We start from the raw sequence: 21,220 nt of genomic DNA on the forward strand, positions 1-21,220 counted from the left end.
CTCAGCGCTCCTCGGGACGGGATTCGGGCAGTCGCTCGCGGCCGAGGGTGGACAGCAGGTCCTGATGCAGCTCCGCCCAGACCGTGTGGCACGAGAGGATCCCGATGCCGGCGATCCAGCGGAGGTCCCCGTCGCGGGCACGGCGCAGAGCGAGGCCGTACTGCGCGGGGAAGCGTCCGAATCGCGGCAGCCTCGCGGCGAGCGGCGCGATGACCTCCTGCAGCGCGGAGCCGAGGCGCTCCAGCGTGTCCAGCAGCTCCTGCGGCGGGGCCGTCGACGGTGCGGCGCGCTGCCAGTCGGAGACGACGCGGACCATCTCGTCGTTGATGCCCTGCTCGAAGTCCTCCAGCACGGTGCGGAGCGTCTCCTGAGCGTCCGCGGCTTCGAGGTCGTCGGCGAGGAGCTCGCGGAGGCGGGCGTGCCCCGCGGCGGTCAGCACCAGGGATCGGCTCGACCCGAACTCGACGGTCTCCACCTGCCCGGAGGCCTGCGCGGTGCGCACCAGGTCCTCGATGAGGTCGGTCGGGAGGAGGATCCTCTCGGCGTCGGCGGTGCCTGCCAGGCGCAGGGACTGCAGCGTGAGCAGCTCGGGCACGGAGCGGTGCCGGGTCATGCTCGCCTCTCCTCGAGCCGCCGGCTGCGCTGCTGCGCCGCCTGGGCGGAGCGCAGCCCGAGATCCTCCGCGATCTCCGTCCAGGTCATGCCCTCGGCACGGGCGCTGAGCAGGAGGGCGGTCTCGAGCGTGTCGAGGTCGGAGCGTGCGGCGTCCAGCAGCCGGAGCGCGGCGCGCAGCTCGTCGGTGCGGTCGCTGCCGGCCCGGCCGCCCGCTCGATGCAGCGCGTGCCGCAGGAGCAGCGCATCCTCGGCAGGGGCCGACGAGTGCTGCCAGGGCATACGAGGCAGGTCGGCGCCGCCGGCGTCGAGCAGGGCGCGGCGGGCCTCGCCCTCGGGATCAGGTGACTGTCGCATGGTGCCATGCTCGGAGTTCAACACTTCGTTGTCAACCATCTGTTGATGCGCGGCATCCCCGAGCGGCGGCGAGGACGAGCAGCGCGGCAGGGACCAGGACGAACAGGAACCCGCTGGGTCCGAGGATCCACACGCAGCCCAGGGCCCAGAGCCCGAGCACGGGCCCGAACGCGGCGGGCGCTCGCCCTCCCTGCCTCCCCAGACGGATCAGCAGCAGGGCGAGCAGGACGCCGGGGAGGACGAACCCGCCGGGCAGCCCCCAGAACTGGGCCGCTTCGTCGAGACTCGCCTCGGTGGTGCGCAGCGGTCCGGCGAGCCAGTCGGCCCAGTACGGATGGAGCGAGAAGGCGAGCGTGTGCAGGGCGCAGATCGCGAGGAGGCTCCAGCCGGCGGCCGTCGTGAGGCGGTCGGGACGGGGGCGGGTGCGGAGTGCGGGGGTGTCGGTGGTGGTGCTCATGGGACGAGCCTCGCCCTCGCCCGTCCCGCCCGCCTCCCTCCCGCGAGCGACTGCGCTCCCCCGTGAGGGGGAGATGCCGCTACGGTGTCACGATGGTGCACGAGGAGCCGCTGGAGGGCGGGAACGCGACCGCCGGCGTGGTGCGCGTCGGCGACACGGTGCGCAAGCCCTGGGAGCGAGCCACTCCCGCGGTGCACGAGCTCATGCGCACCGTCTCCGCGGCCGGGATCGACGTCCCCAGCCCGCTCGGACGGGACGAGCAGGGCAGGCAGATCCTGGAGTTCGTCCCCGGGACGCTCGCCCTGGAGGCGCCGAGGCTCTCCGTCGACGAGCTCGCACGCGTCGGGGCGATGATCCGCGCCGTCCATGACGCCTGCGAGTCGTTCCGCCCCACGGAGGAGCCGGGCTGGGTCCCGCTGATCCCGTCACCGGGAGCCGAGGCGGACCTGATCTGCCACGGGGACCTCACCCCGTGGAACCTGCTGATCGGCGAACGATGGGTGTTCATCGACTGGGACGGTGCGGCGCCGAGCACCCGGCTGTGGGACCTCGCGTACTCCGCCCAGGCCTTCACCCTGAACGACGTCCGGGAGGATCCGGCCTCCGCGGCGCCGCGCCTGGCCGCCCTGGTCGACGGCTACGGGGCGGGCCCCGAGCTGCGCGGCGACCTCCCGGAGGCGATGGCGGAGCGCACCGAGGCGATGCACGCGCTGCTGCGCCGGTCCCATGCCGAGGGCCGCGAGCCGTGGGGGACGATGTTCGTCTCGGGGCACGGCGCGCACTGGCGTGCCGCGGCCGATCATGTCGCCCGGCATCGCGAGGTCTGGGCCCGGGCGCTGCGACGCTGAGCGAACGGCCCGCGTCGCTCCGCTCCTCTGTCGCACCCCGCTCCTAGGCTCGTGAGCATGTCGCCGTCGGGCCGCCCCGCTGCGCACTCCGTCCCCGCCGATGCGGTGCGGGCCGAGCGCGAGCGGATCCGTGCGCTCCTGCTCGCGCAGCGTCCCGAGCTGGGCGCTCGCCTCGCCGTCGGCCCGAGCGGTGCGCTCGTGATCCCGCTGCGCAGGGGCGGGAGCGTCGAGATCGGCAGGATGCGCCGACGAGGCACGCCCCGCTGGGTCGTGGTCGCACCGTCGGCGGCGGGCGCGCGGGTGCGAGAGCCCGCGACGCCGAGCGCGATCGTCCGGGTCGTCCTGGCCGCGCTCGACGAGGACGCGACGGGCAGGTCGCTCAGCGCGGTGCGATGAGGTCCGCGAGGATCTCGATCTGGGGGCGGAGGATGTCCTCGCCGAGGGCGACCGCATCGGGGCCGAGCTGGCCGAACAGGTGGGCGCTGATCACGCCGACGAGTCCCGACCAGGCCGTGACGGCGCGGGCGGCGGTCGCGGCGTCCGCCTCGATCGCGAACTCCGTCAGATGCCGGTCCAGCAGCTCCGAGACCGCAGGGGCGAGCGCCGACGACTCGCCGAGCGGTCGATCCCCCCGGGCCGCGTCGGCCGCGATCGCGAGCACCTCGCGGGTCACCTGCGTGCCGGGCGCGTTCGTGGTCTCCGACGGCGCCGCGTAGCCCGGGACCGGGGTGCCGTACAGCAGCGACCAGCGCTCCGGGGCGGCGAGCGCCCAGCTCGACATCGCCCCTCCGAGGGCGAGGAAGCGCTCGCGCGGCTCGTCGCCGGCGCCCGCGAGACGCTCCTCGACCGCGGCGGCGAGGTCCTCGTAGGCGTCGACGATCAGCAGCGTCAGCAGCTCGTCGCGGCTGGCCACGTAGCGGTAGACCGCCGAGGAGACCATGCCGAGGCCGCGGGCGATCTCGCGGACGCTGAGGCCGGCGACGCCGCTCTCGGCGAGCTGGGCGTTCCCGAGCTCGACGATGCGGGCCATGGTGCGCTCCCGGGCGAGGGCGCGGGATGTCGGTGCGGCGTTCATGCTCCGCATCCTCCCACACTCCGAGAGCACTGCTCTTGACGTCGGACCGAGAGCGGTGTTCACTGCTCTCGACAGATCAGAGAGCAGTGCTCACATTCGGGAGGCAGTCATGCATCACCTCGTCATCGGAGAAGGACAGATCGGCCGCGCGATCATCGAGCGGGCGCTCGCGGACGGCGACACCGTCACCGTGCTGCGCCGCACCGCGAAGGACCCCTCCCCCGGGATCCGGCGCATCGCCGGGGACGTGCTCGACCCGGCGGCGCTCGGGGCCGCGATCGACGGCGCCGACGCCGTCATGGCCACCTTCCACGCCCCCTACGACGCCCGGCTCTGGCGCGAGCAGCTCCCGCCCCGCGAGCTCGCCGTGCTCGACGCGGCCGCCGAGCGCGGGATCCCGGTGACCTTCCCGGAGTCCTTCTACGGCTTCCAGGGCGGTGCCGCCTCCCTCACGGAGGACGCCCCGCCCAGTCCGCAGGACGAGAAGGGACGGGTGCGGCTGGAGCTGCTGGCCGCACGCCGCGCGCACCGGGCCCGCACCCTCAGCGTCATCGCCTCGGACCTGATCGGGCCGAGCACCGTCGGCACCGGGGCGGCGGTCGCGACCGCGATGGTGATCGAGCCTGCGCTCGCCGGGCGTCGCGCGATCCTGTTCGGCCGGGCCGACGCACCGCACACCCTCACCCACGTGCCGGATCTCGCGGCGGCGATGCTCCACGCCGCCCGTCGCGCCGAGCACCTGACCGGGGCCGCGGGCGATGCGGTGCTGAACGCCCCTGCCGCCCCCGCCCGCACCCAGCGGGAGCTGATCGCGGAGGTGTCCCGGCTCGTGGGCGCGCCCGCCCGTCGGCCGATCCCGATCCCTCGGGCGGCACTGACCCTGCTCGCGCCGTTCAACACCTTCGCCCGTGAGCTCCACGGGATCTCCGGGCTCTGGTACGGGCCGTGCGTGCAGGTGCCGGGGCGTCTCGAGCGGGAGGAGGGGCTCGTCGCGACGAGCTGGGAGGACGCGGTCGGCGCGACGGTCAGGGCGGCGCAGGGCGCTCGCGACACGGGGGCTGTTAGCGTCGCCCCATGAGCGACTCCGCTGCCCCCGTCGGCCCCTCCCTCCATCTCTCCGTCGTGATCGACCGCCCCTGGCGTCGCGTGTACGAGTACGTGAGCGATCCGCGGAACCTGCCTCGCTGGGCGGCGGGGCTCGCCGGCAGCGAGGTGCAGCGCGAGGTCTCCCAGTGGTCGATGAGCTCGCCGATGGGGCGGGTGCTGGTCAGCTTCGTCCCCGAGAACGATCTGGGCGTGGTGGACCACACCGTCACCCTGCCCACCGGCGAGTCCGTGCTGAACCCGCTGCGGGTGCTGCCGCTGACGGAGGAGAGCTGCGAGGTGGTGTTCACCCTGCGCCGCGGCGCGATGAGCGAGGCGGAGTTCGCGGAGGACGCCGAGGCCGTCGGCGCGGACCTGGCAACGCTGAAGGAGATCTGCGAGCAGGGCTGAGGCTCGGGCAGGAACGCATGGATGCCCAGCGGTGTCGGGCCAGCCCGACACCGACCGTCCCGGTGACAGGATGGGCCTTCCGGCGATCCGGCCCGAGAGTGGAGGCATGACCACGATGACCCTGCCCCGCACGGCCGACGAGACCCCCGCCCAGGCCCGGGGCGTCGGCGCCTGGGCGTCCCGGATCGGCCGCTTCCTCGGCTACTCGTTCCTCGCCCTGGTGCTCGGCGCGATCGGCTTCTCCCTCGTCATCGCCCTGCTCTCGGCGGGCGCGGCGACGGTGGTGGTGTGGGTCGGGCTGCCGATCCTGGTGGGCGGGGTGCTCGTCGCCCACGGCTTCGCCGCCGCGGAGCGGGCCCTGCAGTCCGCGATCCTCGGCACGCACCTGCCCACGCCGCTGCCGAAGCAGCCGCGCGCCGGCGCGGGGTGGGTGCGGCGGATGCTCACCCCGCTCACCGATCCGCAGCGCTGGCTGGACTCGCTGTGGGTGCTGGTGAACTTCCTGCTCGCCCTGATCACCTTCCCGCTCGCGATCACCTGGACGCTCGGAGCGATCGGGACCGTCGGCGGACCGCTCGCCACGCTCATCCTGGAGAACGTGCTGCCGGACGCGGACCGCAGCGCATTCGCGGACCTGCTGGGCTTCACCGGGCCGACGGCCCTGGCCATCGACATCGCGCTCCAGGTCGCCGTGGGGCTGCTGTTCCTGCTCACCGTCGGCCCCGTGGTGCGGGGGCTGACCGCCCTGCACCGCGGGGTCGGGCGGGGTCTGCTCAGCTCTCGGTACGAGGAGCAGCAGCGCCTGGCGCGCACCGAGGAGTCCCGTGCTGCGGGCCGCTCCGCGGAGTCCGCGGCGCTGCGCCGCCTCGAGCGGGACCTGCACGACGGTCCGCAGCAGCGGCTCGTGCGCGCCTCGATGGACCTCGCCCGGATCGAGTCGCTCACCGAGAAGGATCCCGAGCGGGCACAGGCCGTGCTGCGCGAGGCGCGGGAGCAGCTGGGTCTCACCCTCGACGAGCTGCGTCGGCTCTCGCGCGGGATCGCCCCGCCGATCCTGGTGGACCGCGGCCTGCCGGCGGCGCTCGCCGAGCTCGCGGCGATCTCCCCGCTGCCCACGACGGTGGAGGCCCCGGAGCTGGACCTGCCCGAGCATGTCGAGATCGGCGTCTACTACGTCGTCTCGGAGGCGCTGACCAATGCCGCGAAGCACTCCGGGGCGGGGTCCGTCGTGGTGGAGGTGGCACGGATCGGCGAGGATGTGCGGGTGAGGATCGAGGACGACGGACGCGGCGGCGCCGAGATGCGGACCGGCGGCGGGCTCGCCGGGCTCGCGGGACGGGTCGCCTCTCTCGAGGGCCGGCTGAGCGTGCACTCCCCCGAGGGCGACGGCACCCGGGTGGAGGCGGTGATCCCGTGCGCGTCCTGATCGCCGACGACTCGGCGCTGCTGCGCGAGGGGCTGCGCCTACTGCTGGAGGATGCGGAGCACGAGGTGGTGGGCACCGCCGCGACGGGCACGGAGCTCGTGGCCCGGGCGCTCGAGCTGCGGCCCGACCTGGTGATCTCGGACATCCGCATGCCTCCCTCCCACAGCGACGAGGGACTGCGGGCCGCGAAGGAGATCCGGGTGGCGTGGCCCCAGGCGCCGATCGTCCTGCTGAGCCAGTACGTGGTGGTGGGCTACGCGACCGAGCTCATCGAGTCCGGGGCGGAGGCGACGGGCTATCTGCTCAAGGACCGGGTGTTCGACATCCGCTCCTTCCTCGAGTCGATCGAGCGGGTCGCCGCGGGCGGGGTCGCGATCGATCCTGATGTGGTCGCTCAGGTGATCGCCTCCCGGCGTCGCTCGCCGCTGGACGACCTCACCCCGCGCGAGCGGGAGGTGCTCGAGCTGATGGGCGAGGGACTGACGAACGCCGCAATCTCCGAGCGGCTGTTCCTCAGCACCGGAGCGATCGAGAAGCACACCCAGCGGCTCTTCGCGAAGCTCGGGCTGAGCGACGACGCGAGCGTGCACCGGCGGGTGACGGCGGTGCTGACGCTGCTGGGGAAATAGTCGATCCGTCGCGTCCCAAGTCGAATCATTCCTCCACAGTCGGCGGTCGTGCACAATTCCGTTCACGACATTGACGCAGGAGCCATCTCGCTATTCCGGGGGATCGACTTCTCGGAGACGCATCACGGGCGACACCTCCGCACCGGCATCGCAGAAACCGCGCCGACCATTCCTCCACACACCCACCTTTTCCACACTTTTATCCACATATCTCAGCGCGTCGACCGCGTCATCCACAGAATCCTTCCTGGCCTGTCGCCAGGAATCGACGCTCATTACGCTGGAGGAATGGAGAACACGACACCGCAGGATGACGGGGACCGCCCCGGTGGGGACGCTCCCCACCCCGGCGCGGCACCCTCGTCGGCCGACGTGTCAGGGCCGCCAGGCGCGTCCGGGGCTGCCGGCGCGTCCGGGGCGTCCGGCGCGTCCGGCCCTGCCGACCGTGCTGCGGCGGCCGGCAGCTCCGGAACGGCCGACAGCAGTGGAACGGTCGATGCGCTGGACCAGGCCGCCGCGCAGCTCGCAGACCTCGTCGCCGCCCCGTCGGCCCGCGCGGTCCTCGCCGAGATCGTCACCTCCACCCTCCACGCTTTCACCCGCACGCGCTCCACGCGCGACCCCTTGCCGGACACCGCTCCGGGCAGTGGGGAGGAGGCCCTGGCCGTGCTCGCCGGACTCGACCACCTGCGCTCCGCGCTCGCCGCCATCGACTCGACCTGGCAGGTGCGGGCCGAGCAGCGGATCGCACGCGATGACGAGGCCCGCGACGTCCCCGCCTCCCGACGCGGCAAGGGCGCGTCCCACGAAATCTCGCTCGCCCGTCGCGTCTCGCCCTCCTCCGGCTCCTACTCCCTCGCCGCGGCGCGGAGACTCGTCCAGCAACTGCCCGGCACTGCCTCGGTGCTGCGCCGCGGACGACTCACCGCGGAGCAGGCCTCGACCGTCGCGACCACGCTCGACGGCGCGTCCCCGGAGACCTGTGCACAGATCGACCGGCTGATCGCCGAGGACCCTGACGCGCTGCAGGGACGCGGGCGCAGGCGCCTGGCCTCCGACCTGCGCGGCATGATCCAGCAGCTCGAACCCGAGGGCTCACGGGACCGGGCCGAGCGCGCCGCGAGGGCCCGGCACCTGACGATGACACCGCTGGCCGACGGGATGGCGCGGATCAGCGCGGTGCTGCCGGGGCTCGACGCGACCTCCGTGATGCAGACCCTCCACGCCCGCTCCGAGTCGCTCCGCGCCGGCGGCGCCCGTACATCTGCACGCGCCCTCGAGGCGGACCTGCTGGTGGACGCCGTGCTGCGCGCCGCCCCCATGAGCGGCGCCCTCGCACCCACCGCCTCCCGACCGCGACTGGACCTCGGCGTCGTGATCACGGACCGGGCTCTGCTCGGGCGGGGCGACGAGGACGAGTGCGCGCTGCTCGAGGGCTACGGCACGATCCCCGCTCACGTCATCACCGACACCCTGCAGGGGTGTCCGCCGGGGCGCATCCGCGAGGCGGGGCCTGATGGCCCGCAGGACGACGTCGGCCCTCCTCCGGCCGCCGATCGGATCGGGGACGCGGAGCCGGCCTGCCCGATCGAGGGCGCGGAGCCGGTCGACGCGGTCCACGACGGGCAGGTCGAGCCGCCCGCACCGGAGCCACCGCCGCCCGGGCCGCCCGCCCCGCTCGAGCATCCCGACCACGAGGCCGCCGCCGTCTTCCGTCGGCTGTACGCGAGCCCGCGCCCCGGGGAGCTGGTGGCGATGGAGTCACGGGCGCGCGCCTTCCCCGTCGGCCTCTCCCGGCTGATCCGTCTGCGGGACGTCACCTGCCGCACGCCCTGGTGCAATGCGGTGATCCGCCACATCGACCACGTCCTGCCGCACCACCGCGGCGGGCCGACCAGCTACGAGAACGGTCAGGGGCTGTGCGTGCGCTGCAACCTGGCCAAGGAGCACGGGACGTGGGAGGTCACGGCGGTCGGCGGCGACGGGCGCGATGCCGGGAGTGCTCCTGCGACCGACACAGGGAGCGATCCCACGACCGACACCGCGACCAGCGGCTCGACCCGTCACCGCTGGACCAGCCCGCACGGCGCGGTCGGCTACTCGTCACCGCCGAGAGTGATCCCTCCGCCCCTCCGCCCCGCAGATGCCTCCCGCCCCTCCGAGAGCGAATCATCCGGGGCAGAGGACGGGATCGCACCGCCCGGGGACGGCGCGGATTCCCCGTGACTCCCACCGCTCGCGCCGCCTACGCTCGCACTGACCGGTCGGCGCTCCGCGTCGGCCCCGCCCCGGCGTGACGGGCGCGCCGCGGACCCCGCCGGACAGCCCGCGAGGACGATGCGATGCACGGATCTCCCCCGCCCACGACCACCCGCCCGCTGCGCCTCACGATCCTCGGCGCCGGCGTCGCCGGGCTCGCCGCCGCGACCCTGCTCTCCCGCGACGGCCACCACGTCGAGCTGCTCGACGAGGGCTTCTCGATCCCCGCCGTCGGGACCTCGCTCGGACTGTTCGGCCCGGCGCAGCGGGTGCTGGACAGGATCGGGGTGCTCGAGGCGGTGCGCGAGCTCTCCGCCGCCCCGGAGCGGGGCACCCTGCGCGCCGCCGACGGGCGGGTGCTCGCCGAGGTCCCCGCGGGCGGCGCCCTGCTGCTCCCGCGCTCCGCGCTCGTCCGTCTGCTGCAGGAGGCGCTGCCCGCCGAGGTCCGCACCGTCAGGCGGCGGGTCGAGGACGTCCGCCCGCTGCGCACCCGCGCCGACCTGCTGATCGGCGCCGACGGCGTCCACTCGCTCGTGCGGCGCTCGGGCTGGCCGGGCCGGCCCGCCGCCCGCTCCCACGGCATGACGGTGCTGCGCGGCACCGCCGAGGGGACGCCGCCGGAGATCTCCGAGACCTGGGGCGGGAGCTGGCTGTTCGGGATCACCCCGCTGGCCGGAGAGGGCACGAACTGGTTCGCATGCCTGCCCGAGCACCGTGCTCCGAGCACTCGCGCGAGCCTCGAGCACCTGCGCTCCGTGGTGGGCGGCCGGCGTGCCGCGATCGACGAGGTGCTCGCCGCGGCCGCTCCCGAGCGGACCCTCGTCCACGGCATCCGCACCGTCCCCGCCCTGGTGCCGGTGCGGGACCGGGCCGTGCTCCTCGGGGACGCCGCCCACGCGATGGCGCCCAACCTGGGCCACGGGGCGAACACCGCCCTCGCCGACGCCGCCGCGCTCGCGGACGTGCTGGCACAGGACCGGACGGAGGGAACCGGGCGGGGGCGCGACGGGCTCGGCGAGCCGGGGCGGGATCTCACCGCCGCTCTGAGGGCCTACGCCCTGCGCCGCACGCTGCCGGGCCAGGCCTGGCGGATCGGGTCGGGGATGATGCTGCGCCTGGCGATGATGGACGGCGCCGCTCCCCTGCGGGACCGCCTGCTCGGCGGGGCGCCGCTCACGACGCCTCCGGCGCCGCTCGCAGGATGACCGGCAGGATCCCGGCTCAGCGCACCTTCCGGGCCAGCGTCGTGATGACGTGCCAGTGCTTCTTCTCCGCGAGGAAGCGGCCGTCCTCGTCGCGCACCGAGCGGTCGATCACGTGGAAGTCGCGGAACATCGCGTCGATCTCGTGGAGCGGGAGCGTGGCGACATCGCGCAGCTCCGCCCAGGAGTCGTTGGGGCCGAAGAAGTCCACCGCCATCACGCCGCCGCGCGGGAGGGCGCCGACGAGCTTCGCCCACACCTCCGGCAGCGCCTCCGGGCCGAGCAGGCCCAGGGTGTAGGTCGAGTAGACGATCTGCGCGGACGGGAACTCCGCCACGTCCTGGATATCGGTGTGGTGGAAGGTCACCGAGCCGCTCATGCGCTCGTTCTCCACCAGGCGGGCAGCGAGGGTGTCGTCGCTGTCGTAGGCATGGACCTGCCAGCCGCGCCGGGCGAACTGGAGGGAGTCGGCACCGGCGCCGGCCCCCAGATCGAGCACGACCCCGGGACGGCGGTCACCTCCGGCCGCAGAGATCGCCTTCCCCACGAGCCGACGGGCGGGACGGCCCGCGGCGTGGGCGTTCAGCGCCGCCCAATCAACCTTCTCCGCCGTGTCCATGCCTGTCAGGCTCCACCATGCTCATTCCCAGTTCAACTTCCCGTGACCCAGGCCGCGTCCTATTTCGTCACGGGCGAACAGCGGCCCCTCGGAGCGCCGCCGCGCGGCCCCTCTAGGATGGCGGGATGACGGCCACCTCCCTGCGGATCGCCGCGGTCTGCCTGCACACCTCACCGCTCACCGAGCCCGGAGGCGCGGACGCGGGCGGCATGAACGTCGTGGTGCTCGAGCAGTCCCTCGCCCTCGCCCGGCTGGGCCACCGCGTCGACCTCTTCACCCGACGCTCCGACCCCGACGCCCCGGCCGTGGTCGAGGTCGCCGACGGGGTGCGCCTGCTGCACCTCGACGCCGGGCCCGCCGTCCACGTCGCCAAGGGCGACATGGACGCGATGATCCGGCCCTTCCGCGAGCAGCTGCGGCCGCACCTCGCCGACGGCGACTACGACCTCGTCCACTCCCACCACTGGTTCAGCGGCGTCTCCGCCCTGCCCCTCGCCCGGGAGCTGGGCCTCCCCCACCTGCAGTCCTTCCACTCGGTCGCGGCGCCCGAGGGCTCCTCGACGCTCGAGGCCGGGGAGCCGGCCGAGTCCGAGGGCCGCATCCCCGGCGAGCAGTTCGCCGCGACCGGCTCCGACCTGGTCATCGCCGTCTCCGACGCGGAGGCGCGCACCGTCGTGGAGCGCTACGGCGTTCCCGGCGAGCGCCTCGCCGTGGTCCGCCCCGGCGTGGACGTGGACCGCTTCCACCCCTGCGAGGACGTGCAGGCCCGGCGCCACCGCCCCACCCTCCTGTTCACCGCGCGGATCGAGCCGCTGAAGGGTCCCGACCTGGCGCTCGAGGTCCTCGCTCAGCTCGACCCCGCACGGGGCGCACGGCTCGTGCTGGCCGGCTCCGCCGCCCCCGCCTTCGCCGAGTACCTCGAGTCGCTGCGGGCCCTCGCGAAGGAGCTCGGCGTCGAGGACCGGGTCGAGATGGTCGGCACCCTGGACCGCGATCAGCTCGCCGAGGCGATGCGCTGCGCCGGCGCGCTGCTGCTGACCAGCTGGTCGGAGACCTTCGGCCTCGTCGCCCTCGAGGCGCAGGCCAGCGGCACCCCCGTCCTCGCCTGGCGCGCGGCCGGCGGGGTGCGGGAGGCCGTCGCGCCCGACGGCCTGGTGCAGAGCAGCCGCGACCCCGACGTCTGGGCCGAGACCCTCGAGGCGCTCCTCGACGACGAGGACCGCTACGCGGCGGCGGTCCGCGCCGCCCGCGAGTTCGCCGCCTCCCGCACCTGGGAGGCGACCGCCGAGGCGCTCGCCTCCCAGTACACCCGTCTCGTGGAGGAGCGCGCATGAGCACCGACCCCTGGCAGCTGCTCGGGACCGCACGCACCGTGCTCGCCGTCCACGCCCATCCCGACGACGAGTCGCTCTCCACCGGCGCGCTGCTCGCCGCGCTCACCGCCGACGGCACCCGCGTCGTGCTCGTGACCGCGACCCGCGGCGAGGAGGGCGAGATCGTCCCCGGCGCGATCGCCGACGGGGACGAGCGCCCCCTCGAGGAGATCCGGGAGCAGGAGATCGATGCCGCGACCGCCGCGCTCGGGATCGCCGAACGGCACTGGCTGGGCACCGCTCCTGCTCTCGCGGCCGGCGCCGCCCCGCGCCGCTACCGCGACTCCGGCATGGCCTGGGTGCGCGAGGGGCTCGCCGGCCCCTCCCCCGACGCCGGCCCCGACAGCTTCTCCCTCGCCCCGCTCGAGCAGGCCACGGACGACCTCGTCGCCCTGGTGGAGCAGTCCCGCCCGGACGTGCTGATCGGCTACGACGACGAGGGCACCTACGGGCATCCCGACCATGTGCGCGCCCACCACCTCGCCGTCGCGGCGGCCGAGCGGACCGGGGTGCCGCTGGTGCAGATCGCGAGCGACGCCGCGGCACCGGGCACCGTGGTGCGCGAGCTCCCGCAGGTTGCGGACGCGGTGGAGCGGGCGGTGGACTCCTACCGGACCCAGCTCACGCTGCGCGGACCGGTCGAGGGCGGGTTCGCGATCCGTCACGTCGGCGGGCAGGACGACACGGTCGCCCTGCGCGCCGGGCTCCGGGGCTGAGCACCCCGCTCCGGGGCGTCAGAGGCTGACGTCCAGCAGCGTCGGCAGGTGATCGCTGGCGCCCGAGAGCCGCTCCTCGCCGACCCGCGCGGTGGAGCGGACGGCCCGTGCGTCGCGCACCTGCACGCCCTCGCCGGCGAGGATCGCGTCGATCCGGCGCACCGGTCCGGCCGCCGGGAAGGTGTGCTCGGACTGTGCGGCCGGGTCCCGCATCAGCGGATCGAGCAGACGCCGCGCCGCGCCGTCGGCGGTCTCGTTGAGGTCGCCGCCGACGATCACCGGCACCCCCGCCCCGCGCACCAGCGCCGCGACGTGCTCGGCATGGCGCCGACGGTTGTCCTCCTGCAGCGCGAAGTGGAGCGAGGAGACGACGACCTCGCCGCCGCCGGGCACCGACAGCCGTACCGCGGCGACCCCGCGCGGGTAGGTCGAGTTCAGGTCCGTGACGCTCTGCGCGACCGGGTGCATGCCGCGGCGGATCACCTGCGCGGCGACGTCCTCGGTCGCGAGGATCGCGAGGCCCCGCCCGCCGAGCCCGCCGACCAGGACCCGTCGGCCGATGCGCCGGGCGAACCAGGCCAGCCGCGTCGTGGGCAGCACGAAGCGGGGCGCCTCCTGGACCAGCAGCAGGTCGGGGTCGAGATCCTCGACCGCCTCGATCAGCGCGTGCAGGTCGCCGCGCAGCTCCCACAGGTTCCAGGACAGGATCCGCAGGTCCCGGCCGCCGCGCCCCGCACCGACCCGGGCGGCGCTCACGGGCACGGCTCCTCGGCCACCTGCGGGGCGATCACCCGCTCGACGAGGTTCGTGAGCTCCTCGACCTCGTAGCCGGGCCAGCCGAACAGGACCCGTCGCCACTCGGGCGGGACGGCTTTGTGGCCGAGCGCCGCCCCCATCAGGGAGCCGGTGATGCAGGCGACGGTGTCGGTGTCGTAGCCGGCCCGGGCCGCGGCCTCGAGCGCCGCGACCAGTGCGTCGCGCTGGGCGAACTTCCCCTCGGGGATCGGGCCGACGCCGGCGATCGCCGCCCATGCCGCCTGGAAGGCGCCGACGACCCAGCCGTTGCGGCGGAACATGACCGGGGTCGACTCCTCCGCCTCCTCGATCCGGTCCTGCCAGACCGTGCGGCGCTCGGGCTCGAGCTGGTCGAGGCCGACGCGCACGTCGAGCTCGCCGGTGAGGATCGCGTGGCGCACGGCGAAGCCCCACAGGATGCAGGCCTCGATCGTGTCCGGATGCACGTGTGTCAAGCGGCACACCGAGGCGATCGCCTCGGCCGCGTCCGCGTCCGGGGAGAGCAGATAGGGCAGCACCGAGGCGTGGGCGCGCATCAGGGAGCCGTTGCCCGCGGAGGTCGGGTGGTCCTCGTGCGCCTTCGCGGCCGCGGCCCGGAAGTCGACCGCGCGGGGCGCGTAGTGGCCGGCCTCGCGGCCGATGTCCGCCGCGGAGCGCAGCACGTGGGAGGTGAGGTTCCCGATGTCCGGGGTGCCCAGCGACCACGAGTACCACTCGCGGGCGATGTGGTCCTGGGCCGACTCGAGCCGCAGGTCATGGTGGTCGGAGGCGGCTAGAGCGGCTTCGAGCACGACGATCGCCATCGAGGTGTCGTCGGTCCACTCCCCCGGCTGCCAGCCGAGCACGCCGCCGCCGATCATGGCGATCTCCTCGGAGTCGACGACGGGGGCCTGGAACTCGTAGGGCGCTCCGAGCGCGTCCCCGGTCGCCGCGGCCACGACGGCGCCGACCGCCCGCTGCCGCTGTGCCGCGGTCAGCCCGGGGGCCTGGGAAAGCTTCTCGTGGGTCCTCACGAGCCCATGGTTCCACAGGTCAGGCCCGGGCCGGGCCCCGTTACCCTGGTGGGGACCGAGAAGGAGCCCCATGACCGACACCCCCGCGGAGCCCCGCCCGCACTGCGACGACCCCGACGATCCCCATGACCACACCGGTCATGACCATCCCCCCACCGGGGCGGATCTCGTCCGGGACCTCGTCAAGGGCCTGTCGATCCAGGCCCTGCTGATCCCCGCCCTCGCGATCGTCATGCTGGTGGCGATCCTGCCCTTCGCCCCCACCACGCCGGTGCCGCTGCTGCTGGGCATCGGACTGGGCGCCCTGCAGCTCGTCTCCCTCGTCGCGACGAGCCTCTTCGTCGCCCGCACCCGCCGCCAGCTCGCCGTGAACCCAGGGCTGGTCGCGGTGCGCAGCGTGCTCGAGGAGGTGCTGCGCATCGCCGCGGTGCTGCTCGCTCTCGTGCTGTGGCCGGCCGACATCCGCTCCGAGCTCGGAGTGTGGGTGGGCGCCGGCTGCGCGCTGGTGTGGATCGTGCTGGCGACCGCGCAGACCGTCGCGACCCGGCGCCGCATCGCCGAGCCCGGCGACTGGTCCGAGGAGGCGATCTCGACCCTGCTCTCCCAGCGCGTCGGCGCCCGTGAGGCCGTCGTGATGCGCCTGCTGGACGTGCTCGGCACCGTGATGTTCCAGCTCGGCGCGACCGTGCTCGTGATCCTCTCGCCCGTGCTCGCCGTCGGCACCGCCGTGCTCTCGATCGGCACCGGGCTGTCGACCCTCGTCCTCCAGCGCAGGCCGCCGGCGGAGCGCTCCCGCACCCCCTGGGCGTACATGCCCGTCGCCCTCGGTGCGCTGACCCTCGCCCTGGCCGTGCTCGGACTGCTGAGCCTCTGACCGACCGACCCCACCACCCCCGCAGGAGCCGATGATGACCGCTGCCCTCCCCTCCGGACTCGACCTCGATCAGGTCGACGCCGCCGCCCGCCCCCAGGACGACCTCTTCGGCCACGTCAACGGCCGCTGGCTCGCCGAGCACGTGATGCCCGCCGACCGGTCCAGCGACGGCGCCTTCCACGCGTTGCGCGACCTGTCCGAGGAGCGGGTGCGGGAGATCGTCGAGGAGGCGGCCGACGACGTCGCGCGCACCGCGGACGAGGCGGGGAGCCTGCCGGTCCCGACCACCGACCATGCCCGGATCGGCACGCTGTACCGCATGTTCATGGACACCGAGGCGATCGAGGCCGCGGGCCTGTCCGGCCTCGCCGACCTGCTCGATGAGATCGGGGCGACCCGGGACCTCGAGGGCCTCGTGCGCCGGATGGCGGCGCCCGACTCGGGGGCCTCGGCGGTGCTCGCCTATGTGTGGACCGACGACCACGACTCCTCCCAGTACCAGGTCAAGATCCATCAGGGGGGCCTCGGCCTGCCCGACGAGTCCTACTACCGCGAGGAGCACCACGCCGAGACCCGCGAGGCCTATGCCGCGCACCTGGCGAACCTCGCCCGCCTCGCCGAGCTGCCCGGCCGTGCGGGGCTCGCCGCCGGCGGCCCGGAGGAGCTCGCCCGCGCCGTGCTCGACTTCGAGACCCGCCTCGCCGCCTGCCACGTCGACGTGGTCCGCCTGCGCGACCGGGAGAAGTCCGACAACCCCATGGACGCCGCGCAGCGCCGCGAGCTCGCCCCCGCCTTCCCCTGGGACGCGTACATCGAGGGCACCGGCGCGCCGGCCGCGGCCTTCGACGTGGTCTCCGTCGGCCAGCCCGAGTTCGTCTCCGCCGCCGCCGAGCTGCTGGCCGGGGAGGACCTCGCCGTGCTGCGCACGTGGCTCGCGATGCACACCGTCTCCTCCTACGCGCCCTATCTCCCCGCCGCGCTGGTCGAGGAGGACTTCGACTTCTCCGGCCGCGTCCTCTCCGGTGCGGAGGAGCTGAAGGAGCGGTGGAAGCGGGGCGTGGCCCTGGTCGAGGGCGCGGTCGGCTTCGCCGTCGGCCGTGAGTACGTCGCCCGCCACTTCCCCGCCGCCCACAAGGAGCGCATGACCGCGCTGGTCGACGCCCTGATGGACGCCTACCGCGACTCGATCAGCTCGTTGGACTGGATGACCCCGGCCACCCGCGAGAAGGCGCTCGCGAAGCTCGAGAGGTTCACCCCGAAGATCGGGTACCCCGAGAAGTGGCGCGACTACGACGGCCTCGAGCTCGTCCCCGGCGACCTCGTCGCGTCCGTCCGCGCCTCCCGTCGCTTCGAGGCGGACTTCGAGTTCTCGAAGGTCGGCGGGCCGATGGACGAGACCGAGTGGCACATGACCCCGCAGACGGTCAACGCCTACTACAACCCCGGCCGGAACGAGATCGTCTTCCCCGCCGCGATCCTCCAGCCCCCGTTCTTCGACGCGGAGGCCGACGACGCCGTGAATTTCGGCGGGATCGGCGCGGTGATCGGCCACGAGGTCGGCCACGGCTTCGACGACCAGGGCTCGAAGTACGACGGGGACGGCAACCTCGTCTCCTGGTGGACGGCGGAGGATCGCGAGGCCTTCGACGCCCGCGCCGCCCGTCTCATCGCGCAGTACTCGGAGCTCTCCCCGCGCGAGCTCGACGACTCCCACCGCGTCAACGGCGCCCTGACCATCGGCGAGAACATCGGCGACCTCGGCGGGCTCTCCATCGCGGTGAAGGCCTATCTCGCCAGCCGCTCCGAGGAGCAGGCCGCGGCCGAGCTCGACGGGCTCACCGGCCTGCAGCGCGTGTTCTGGTCCTGGGCGACCGTGTGGCGGGGCCGGAACCGGCCCCAGGAGGCGATCCGCCGCCTGGCCGTGGACCCCCACGCGCCGATGGAGTTCCGCTGCAACACGGTCGCCGGGCACCTCGACGAGTTCCACGAGGCCTTCGACGTGCGCGAGGGCGACGGCATGTACCGCGCTCCCGAGGAGCGGGTGAGCATCTGGTGAGGCCCGATGCGCCCTTCCACGTCGGGCGGACGGTGCCCTCCTCCGTGGGCTGGACCCGCGTCGTCGTCACCGTGGTGGCGGGCCTGATCGTGTCGGGCCTGCTGCTGCAGCGCGGCTCGGCTCCGGGTGCGATCGCGGTGCTCGCCGCCTTCGCGCTGCTGGCGCTGTGGACGTGGATGGGCCAGGCCACCCGCTTCGTGGTCGACGAGCACGGGGTCACCGTCAGCCTCGGCGGCTTCCTCCCCCGCCGGGTCTGGCCGATCGAGGACTTCCGCACCGTGCAGCTGCGGGAGATTCCCACCGGCACCGTGGGCGTCGCCCTCGGCGGCTACGGCTGGCGGCGCGGGAGGGCGATGACCCCGAAGCCCGAGGAGCTCACCCCCGTCGGCCGGCGGAAGATCTTCACCCTCGCCGAGCAGCAGCGGCCCTACCGGATGCTGGTCACCCGGCCGGGCACGAGCGTGGAGATCATCGGGACGAAGGACACCTGCTACATCCTCTCCCCCGTCGACCCCCAGGCGGCCGCCGATGCGATCGACCAGGCCATCCGTGCCCGCCGCTGAGGGTGCTCCTGGGCTAGACTGTCTGCTCGTCATCCACTGACAGGGGAGCACCGTCCGGTGCTGAGAGTGCGCCGACGGCGCAGACCCTCGAACCTGATCCGGCTCGCACCGGCGTAGGGAGTCGGGATTTCCGTGGAGCACCGCCGGTGCTCCGCGCCCCTTCCAGGACCTGGGAGGAGACGTGATGACCCGTTATCGCACCGTCGATCTGCTGGTGACCGTGCTGATCGGGGCGGCCTTCGGGGTCGCCTTCCTCGGCTACGGCCAGCTCTACACCCTGATCGGCCCGCTGACCGCGGCGTTCAAGCCTGCCGAGGGGCTGCTGGCGGGGATCTGGTTCCTGCCGGCCGTGCTCGCCGCGCTGCTGGTGCGCAAGCCCGGCGCCGCCCTGCTCGCGGAGATGGTCGCCGCCGTGCTCTCGATGCTGCTGGGCAGCCAGTGGGGCTGGGGCACCGCCGTGTCCGGTCTCATGCAGGGCGGTGGGGTCGAGCTCGCCTTCCTGCTCACCCGCTACCGGCGCTTCACCCTGCCCGTGGCGGTGCTCGGCGGCGTGCTCTCTGCCTTGCTCGAATGGGGATGGGAGAAGGTCGCCTACTACCAGGAGATGAGCTGGGCCTTCTCCGGCACGATGCTCGCCTTCTTCCTGCTCTCGGGGGCGCTGCTGTGCGGGGTGCTGGGCTGGGCGGCGAGCCGGGCGCTGATCGCGACCGGCGCGGTGGACTCCCTGGCCTCCGGCCGGGAGGCGGCCCGCGCGGTGGAGGCCTGAGCACCGGGACCGTCCCGGCGGCGCCCGTGCACGTCGACGGGCTGCGCTGGCGGCCGCTCAGCCGGCGCGAGCCGACCATCGAGGGGCTCGACCTCGCGATCCCGCCCGGGCAGCGAGTGCTGCTGGCCGGGGCGAGCGGCAGCGGGAAGTCCACGGTGCTGCGGGCGCTGGCCGGGCTGCTGGACCCCGAGGACGGGGACGGCGAGGGGCTCGTCCCCGCGCCCAGCCGGCCCGGGGAGCGGGGCCTGCTGCTGCAGAACCCGGTGCACGCCCTCGTCGGCGCGACCGTCGCCCGCGACGCCGCCTTCGGACCGGAGAACGCGGGACTGCCCCGGCCGGAGCTCACCGAGCGCGCCGCCCGGGCGCTCGAGGCAGCGCGAGTCGACCTCGACCCCGAGCGGGCGCCGCTGGACGCCTCGGGCGGCCAGCAGCAGCGGATCGCGCTGGCCGGCGCACTGGCCCTGCGCCCCGACCTGCTGCTCCTGGACGAGCCGACCTCCATGCTCGATGCCCCGACAGCCGAGGGGGTGCGCCGGGCGATCCTCGCGGTCACGGGCCGCCGCACCCTCGTCGTCGCCGAGCACCGGATCGGGCCCTGGCTGCCGCACGTGGACCGGCTGATCGTGCTCGGCCCTCGCGCCCGGGTGCTCGCCGACGGGCATCCGGACCAGCTCTTCTCCCACCGTCGCGAAGTGCTGATCGAGGCGGGAGTGCTCGAGGAGGAGGCCGCCGCCGAGGAGGCACCGGGCCCCGTCGGGCCCAGCGAGACCGTCGCCGCGCTGCGCGGCGTCACCGTGCCCGCCCGGGGACTCACCGCGCCGCAGGACCTCGAGCTGCGCGCTGGGCGGCTGACCGCGCTGACCGGCCCGTCCGGTGCGGGCAAGACCTCCCTGCTGCGCGTCCTCGTCGGCGCGACGGAGCCGGGCGCGGGCGCCGTGTCCCGCCCCGAACCCTCCCAAATCGCCCTCGTCCCCCAGGACCCCGAGCACTCCTTCGTCGCGACGACCGTGCGGGAGGAGGTCCTCGCCTCCCCCTGGGCCACGGACGAGGACCTCGCCGACGAGCTCCTTCAGCGGGCGGGCCTCGCCCCGCTCGCCGGCGCCCATCCCCACCGCCTCTCCGGCGGCGAGCAGCGCCGTCTCGCGATCGTCGCGGCCCTCGCCCAGCGCCCCGACCTGCTCGTCCTGGACGAGCCGACCGTGGGCCTGGACGCCCGGCGGCGCCGCGAGGTGCTGGAGCTGCTGCGCGAGGCGACGGCCCGCGGCACGGCGGTGCTCGCCGCGAGCCACGACGAGCTCCTCGTCGCCGCGGCCGACGCGCGCCACGACCTGCCTGCCCCGGCGCCGGGCGCGGTCCCCACGCCCGCGCCCCGCCGGGTCCCGGCCGACGCGCTGAACCCGCTGACGCTGAGCCTGATCGGGATTCTCGCCGCGATCGGCTCCTTCGCCGTGCAGAGCTGGCAGGGCGGGCTGCTCGCCCTCGCCCCGACCGTGCTGCTCGCCCCGCTGGCGGTGCGGAGCCTGCGCGGCGCGGCCCTGCGCCTGCTCCCGATCCTGCTCTCCGCGGCGGGGCTCGCCTGGACCACGGCGCTGCTGGGCGAGGCGCCTGCGCTGTCCGGGGAGGCATGGCTCGTCGGCCTGAAGGAGGCCGCGCGGATCACCGCCTTCGTCGCCCCCGGGGTGCTGGCCCTCGCCTCCGTGCGCCCCACCCCGCTCGGGGACGCGCTCGGCCAGCGCCTGCACCTGCCCGGACGGCCCGTCGCCGCCTCCGTGATCGCGCTGGTGCGGGTAGGGCATCTGGGCCGGCAGTGGGCGGCGATCCTCGAGGCCCGCACTCGCCGCGGCCTCGGCGGTCCCCGCTCCCCCCGGGTGCTCGCGGGCGCAACCCTCGCCCTGCTCGTGGACACGCTGCGCGGCGCCGAGCAGCAGGCCCTGGCGATGGACTCCCGCGGCTTCGCGACCGCGACCCGTCGCACCTGGGCGGCGCCGAGCCCCGTCGGCCCCGCGGACCTGCTGGGGGTCGGGATCGCGGCGGGGCTGCTGGTGTGGCCGCTGCTCGCGGAGATGCTCGTCGGTGCTGCGTAATA

At 74.5% G+C, this 21,220-nt stretch carries 22 protein-coding genes and 1 riboswitch; of the genes, 15 read left to right on the forward strand and 7 right to left on the reverse strand.

Annotated features, from left to right (window positions below; genetic code table 11):
- Window position 1: 1 nt before the first annotated feature.
- The 3 genes from DS079_RS00945 to DS079_RS00955 are packed head-to-tail and all read right to left on the reverse strand — an operon-like array spanning window position 2 to window position 1,426.
- Complete coding sequence (locus tag DS079_RS00945) at window positions 2-613, reverse strand: hypothetical protein (protein WP_126984447.1); 612 nt, start codon at window positions 611-613, stop codon at window positions 2-4.
- Complete coding sequence (locus DS079_RS00950; RefSeq protein ID WP_126984448.1) at window positions 610-969, reverse strand: hypothetical protein; 360 nt, start codon at window positions 967-969, stop codon at window positions 610-612. The genes DS079_RS00945 and DS079_RS00950 overlap by 4 nt, the downstream gene beginning before the upstream one ends.
- A 31-nt stretch (window positions 970-1,000) precedes the next feature.
- Window positions 1,001-1,426: a DUF6463 family protein gene (locus tag DS079_RS00955; protein WP_206516120.1), complete on the reverse strand. Its 426-nt coding sequence runs from the start codon at window positions 1,424-1,426 to the stop codon at window positions 1,001-1,003.
- Window positions 1,427-1,518: 92 nt separating this feature from the next.
- Between DS079_RS00955 and DS079_RS00960 the strand changes: the two genes are divergently transcribed.
- Both DS079_RS00960 and DS079_RS00965 read left to right on the forward strand, forming a co-directional pair.
- Entirely contained in the window at window positions 1,519-2,274 is a 756-nt protein-coding gene (locus DS079_RS00960) for a phosphotransferase (RefSeq protein ID WP_126984449.1), read from the forward strand.
- Between the two features lie 57 nt (window positions 2,275-2,331).
- Window positions 2,332-2,670, forward strand: coding sequence for a hypothetical protein (locus DS079_RS00965; protein WP_126984450.1), 339 nt, complete (start codon window positions 2,332-2,334; stop codon window positions 2,668-2,670).
- Here the strand turns inward: DS079_RS00965 and DS079_RS00970 are convergent.
- Window positions 2,654-3,349 (reverse strand): TetR/AcrR family transcriptional regulator, encoded by a 696-nt coding sequence (locus tag DS079_RS00970; protein WP_126984451.1) that lies wholly within the window; start codon window positions 3,347-3,349, stop codon window positions 2,654-2,656. The two genes, DS079_RS00965 and DS079_RS00970, sit on opposite strands and share 17 nt — an antisense overlap.
- A gap of 109 nt (window positions 3,350-3,458) precedes the next feature.
- Here DS079_RS00970 and DS079_RS00975 point away from each other — a divergent pair, with 109 nt between their 5' ends.
- The 6 genes from DS079_RS00975 to DS079_RS01000 all read left to right on the forward strand — a co-directional run bounded on the left by DS079_RS00975 (window position 3,459) and on the right by DS079_RS01000 (window position 10,362).
- Window positions 3,459-4,427, forward strand: coding sequence for an NAD-dependent epimerase/dehydratase family protein (locus tag DS079_RS00975; RefSeq protein ID WP_126984452.1), 969 nt, complete (start codon window positions 3,459-3,461; stop codon window positions 4,425-4,427).
- Window positions 4,424-4,843 (forward strand): SRPBCC family protein, encoded by a 420-nt coding sequence (locus tag DS079_RS00980; RefSeq protein WP_062949461.1) that lies wholly within the window; start codon window positions 4,424-4,426, stop codon window positions 4,841-4,843. The genes DS079_RS00975 and DS079_RS00980 overlap by 4 nt, the downstream gene beginning before the upstream one ends.
- 106 nt (window positions 4,844-4,949) lie before the next feature.
- The gene (locus DS079_RS00985; RefSeq protein WP_126984453.1) at window positions 4,950-6,269 is read left to right on the forward strand and encodes a sensor histidine kinase; all 1,320 of its coding nucleotides are present in this window, start codon (window positions 4,950-4,952) and stop codon (window positions 6,267-6,269) included.
- Complete coding sequence (locus tag DS079_RS00990; protein WP_126984454.1) at window positions 6,257-6,898, forward strand: response regulator; 642 nt, start codon at window positions 6,257-6,259, stop codon at window positions 6,896-6,898. Before DS079_RS00985 ends, DS079_RS00990 begins: the two co-directional genes overlap by 13 nt.
- A 288-nt stretch (window positions 6,899-7,186) precedes the next feature.
- The gene (locus DS079_RS00995; protein ID WP_206516121.1) at window positions 7,187-9,124 is read left to right on the forward strand and encodes an HNH endonuclease; all 1,938 of its coding nucleotides are present in this window, start codon (window positions 7,187-7,189) and stop codon (window positions 9,122-9,124) included.
- A 116-nt stretch (window positions 9,125-9,240) separates the two neighbouring features.
- On the forward strand, window positions 9,241-10,362 hold the full coding sequence (locus tag DS079_RS01000; protein WP_241237508.1) for an FAD-dependent monooxygenase: 1,122 nt from the start codon (window positions 9,241-9,243) through the stop codon (window positions 10,360-10,362).
- Between the two features lie 16 nt (window positions 10,363-10,378).
- On the opposite strand, the gene DS079_RS01005 is transcribed toward DS079_RS01000, so the two are convergent.
- Complete coding sequence (locus DS079_RS01005; protein WP_126984455.1) at window positions 10,379-10,978, reverse strand: class I SAM-dependent methyltransferase; 600 nt, start codon at window positions 10,976-10,978, stop codon at window positions 10,379-10,381.
- Between the two features lie 125 nt (window positions 10,979-11,103).
- Here DS079_RS01005 and DS079_RS01010 point away from each other — a divergent pair, with 125 nt between their 5' ends.
- Complete coding sequence (locus tag DS079_RS01010) at window positions 11,104-12,312, forward strand: glycosyltransferase (RefSeq protein ID WP_126984456.1); 1,209 nt, start codon at window positions 11,104-11,106, stop codon at window positions 12,310-12,312.
- Entirely contained in the window at window positions 12,309-13,067 is a 759-nt protein-coding gene (locus DS079_RS01015) for a PIG-L deacetylase family protein (protein WP_126984457.1), read from the forward strand. The genes DS079_RS01010 and DS079_RS01015 overlap by 4 nt, the downstream gene beginning before the upstream one ends.
- 18 nt (window positions 13,068-13,085) lie before the next feature.
- On the opposite strand, the gene DS079_RS01020 is transcribed toward DS079_RS01015, so the two are convergent.
- Both DS079_RS01020 and DS079_RS01025 read right to left on the reverse strand, forming a co-directional pair.
- Window positions 13,086-13,823, reverse strand: a complete 738-nt coding sequence (locus DS079_RS01020; RefSeq protein WP_164736056.1) for an endonuclease/exonuclease/phosphatase family protein — start codon at window positions 13,821-13,823, stop codon at window positions 13,086-13,088.
- Window positions 13,820-14,875, reverse strand: coding sequence for an ADP-ribosylglycohydrolase family protein (locus DS079_RS01025; protein ID WP_126984458.1), 1,056 nt, complete (start codon window positions 14,873-14,875; stop codon window positions 13,820-13,822). Before DS079_RS01025 ends, DS079_RS01020 begins: the two co-directional genes overlap by 4 nt.
- A gap of 70 nt (window positions 14,876-14,945) precedes the next feature.
- Here DS079_RS01025 and DS079_RS01030 point away from each other — a divergent pair, with 70 nt between their 5' ends.
- The 5 genes from DS079_RS01030 to DS079_RS01050 all read left to right on the forward strand — a co-directional run bounded on the left by DS079_RS01030 (window position 14,946) and on the right by DS079_RS01050 (window position 21,218).
- Window positions 14,946-15,749: a hypothetical protein gene (locus DS079_RS01030; RefSeq protein ID WP_126984459.1), complete on the forward strand. Its 804-nt coding sequence runs from the start codon at window positions 14,946-14,948 to the stop codon at window positions 15,747-15,749.
- Window positions 15,750-15,780: 31 nt separating this feature from the next.
- Window positions 15,781-17,805, forward strand: a complete 2,025-nt coding sequence (locus tag DS079_RS01035) for a M13 family metallopeptidase (protein WP_126984460.1) — start codon at window positions 15,781-15,783, stop codon at window positions 17,803-17,805.
- Window positions 17,802-18,368 carry a hypothetical protein gene (locus tag DS079_RS01040; RefSeq protein ID WP_053918874.1) on the forward strand — a complete coding sequence of 189 codons (567 nt, stop codon included), beginning with the start codon at window positions 17,802-17,804 and terminating at the stop codon, window positions 18,366-18,368. Before DS079_RS01035 ends, DS079_RS01040 begins: the two co-directional genes overlap by 4 nt.
- 31 nt (window positions 18,369-18,399) lie before the next feature.
- A riboswitch (TPP riboswitch) is annotated at window positions 18,400-18,505 on the forward strand.
- A gap of 47 nt (window positions 18,506-18,552) precedes the next feature.
- Entirely contained in the window at window positions 18,553-19,134 is a 582-nt protein-coding gene (locus tag DS079_RS01045; RefSeq protein WP_053918875.1) for an ECF transporter S component, read from the forward strand.
- A gap of 26 nt (window positions 19,135-19,160) precedes the next feature.
- Window positions 19,161-21,218, forward strand: a complete 2,058-nt coding sequence (locus DS079_RS01050; RefSeq protein WP_126984461.1) for an ATP-binding cassette domain-containing protein — start codon at window positions 19,161-19,163, stop codon at window positions 21,216-21,218.
- Window positions 21,219-21,220 lie beyond the last annotated feature (2 nt).

Origin of the sequence: Brachybacterium paraconglomeratum, assembly GCF_003994255.1 — a bacterium.
In the GTDB taxonomy this organism is placed as follows: domain Bacteria; phylum Actinomycetota; class Actinomycetes; order Actinomycetales; family Dermabacteraceae; genus Brachybacterium; species Brachybacterium conglomeratum.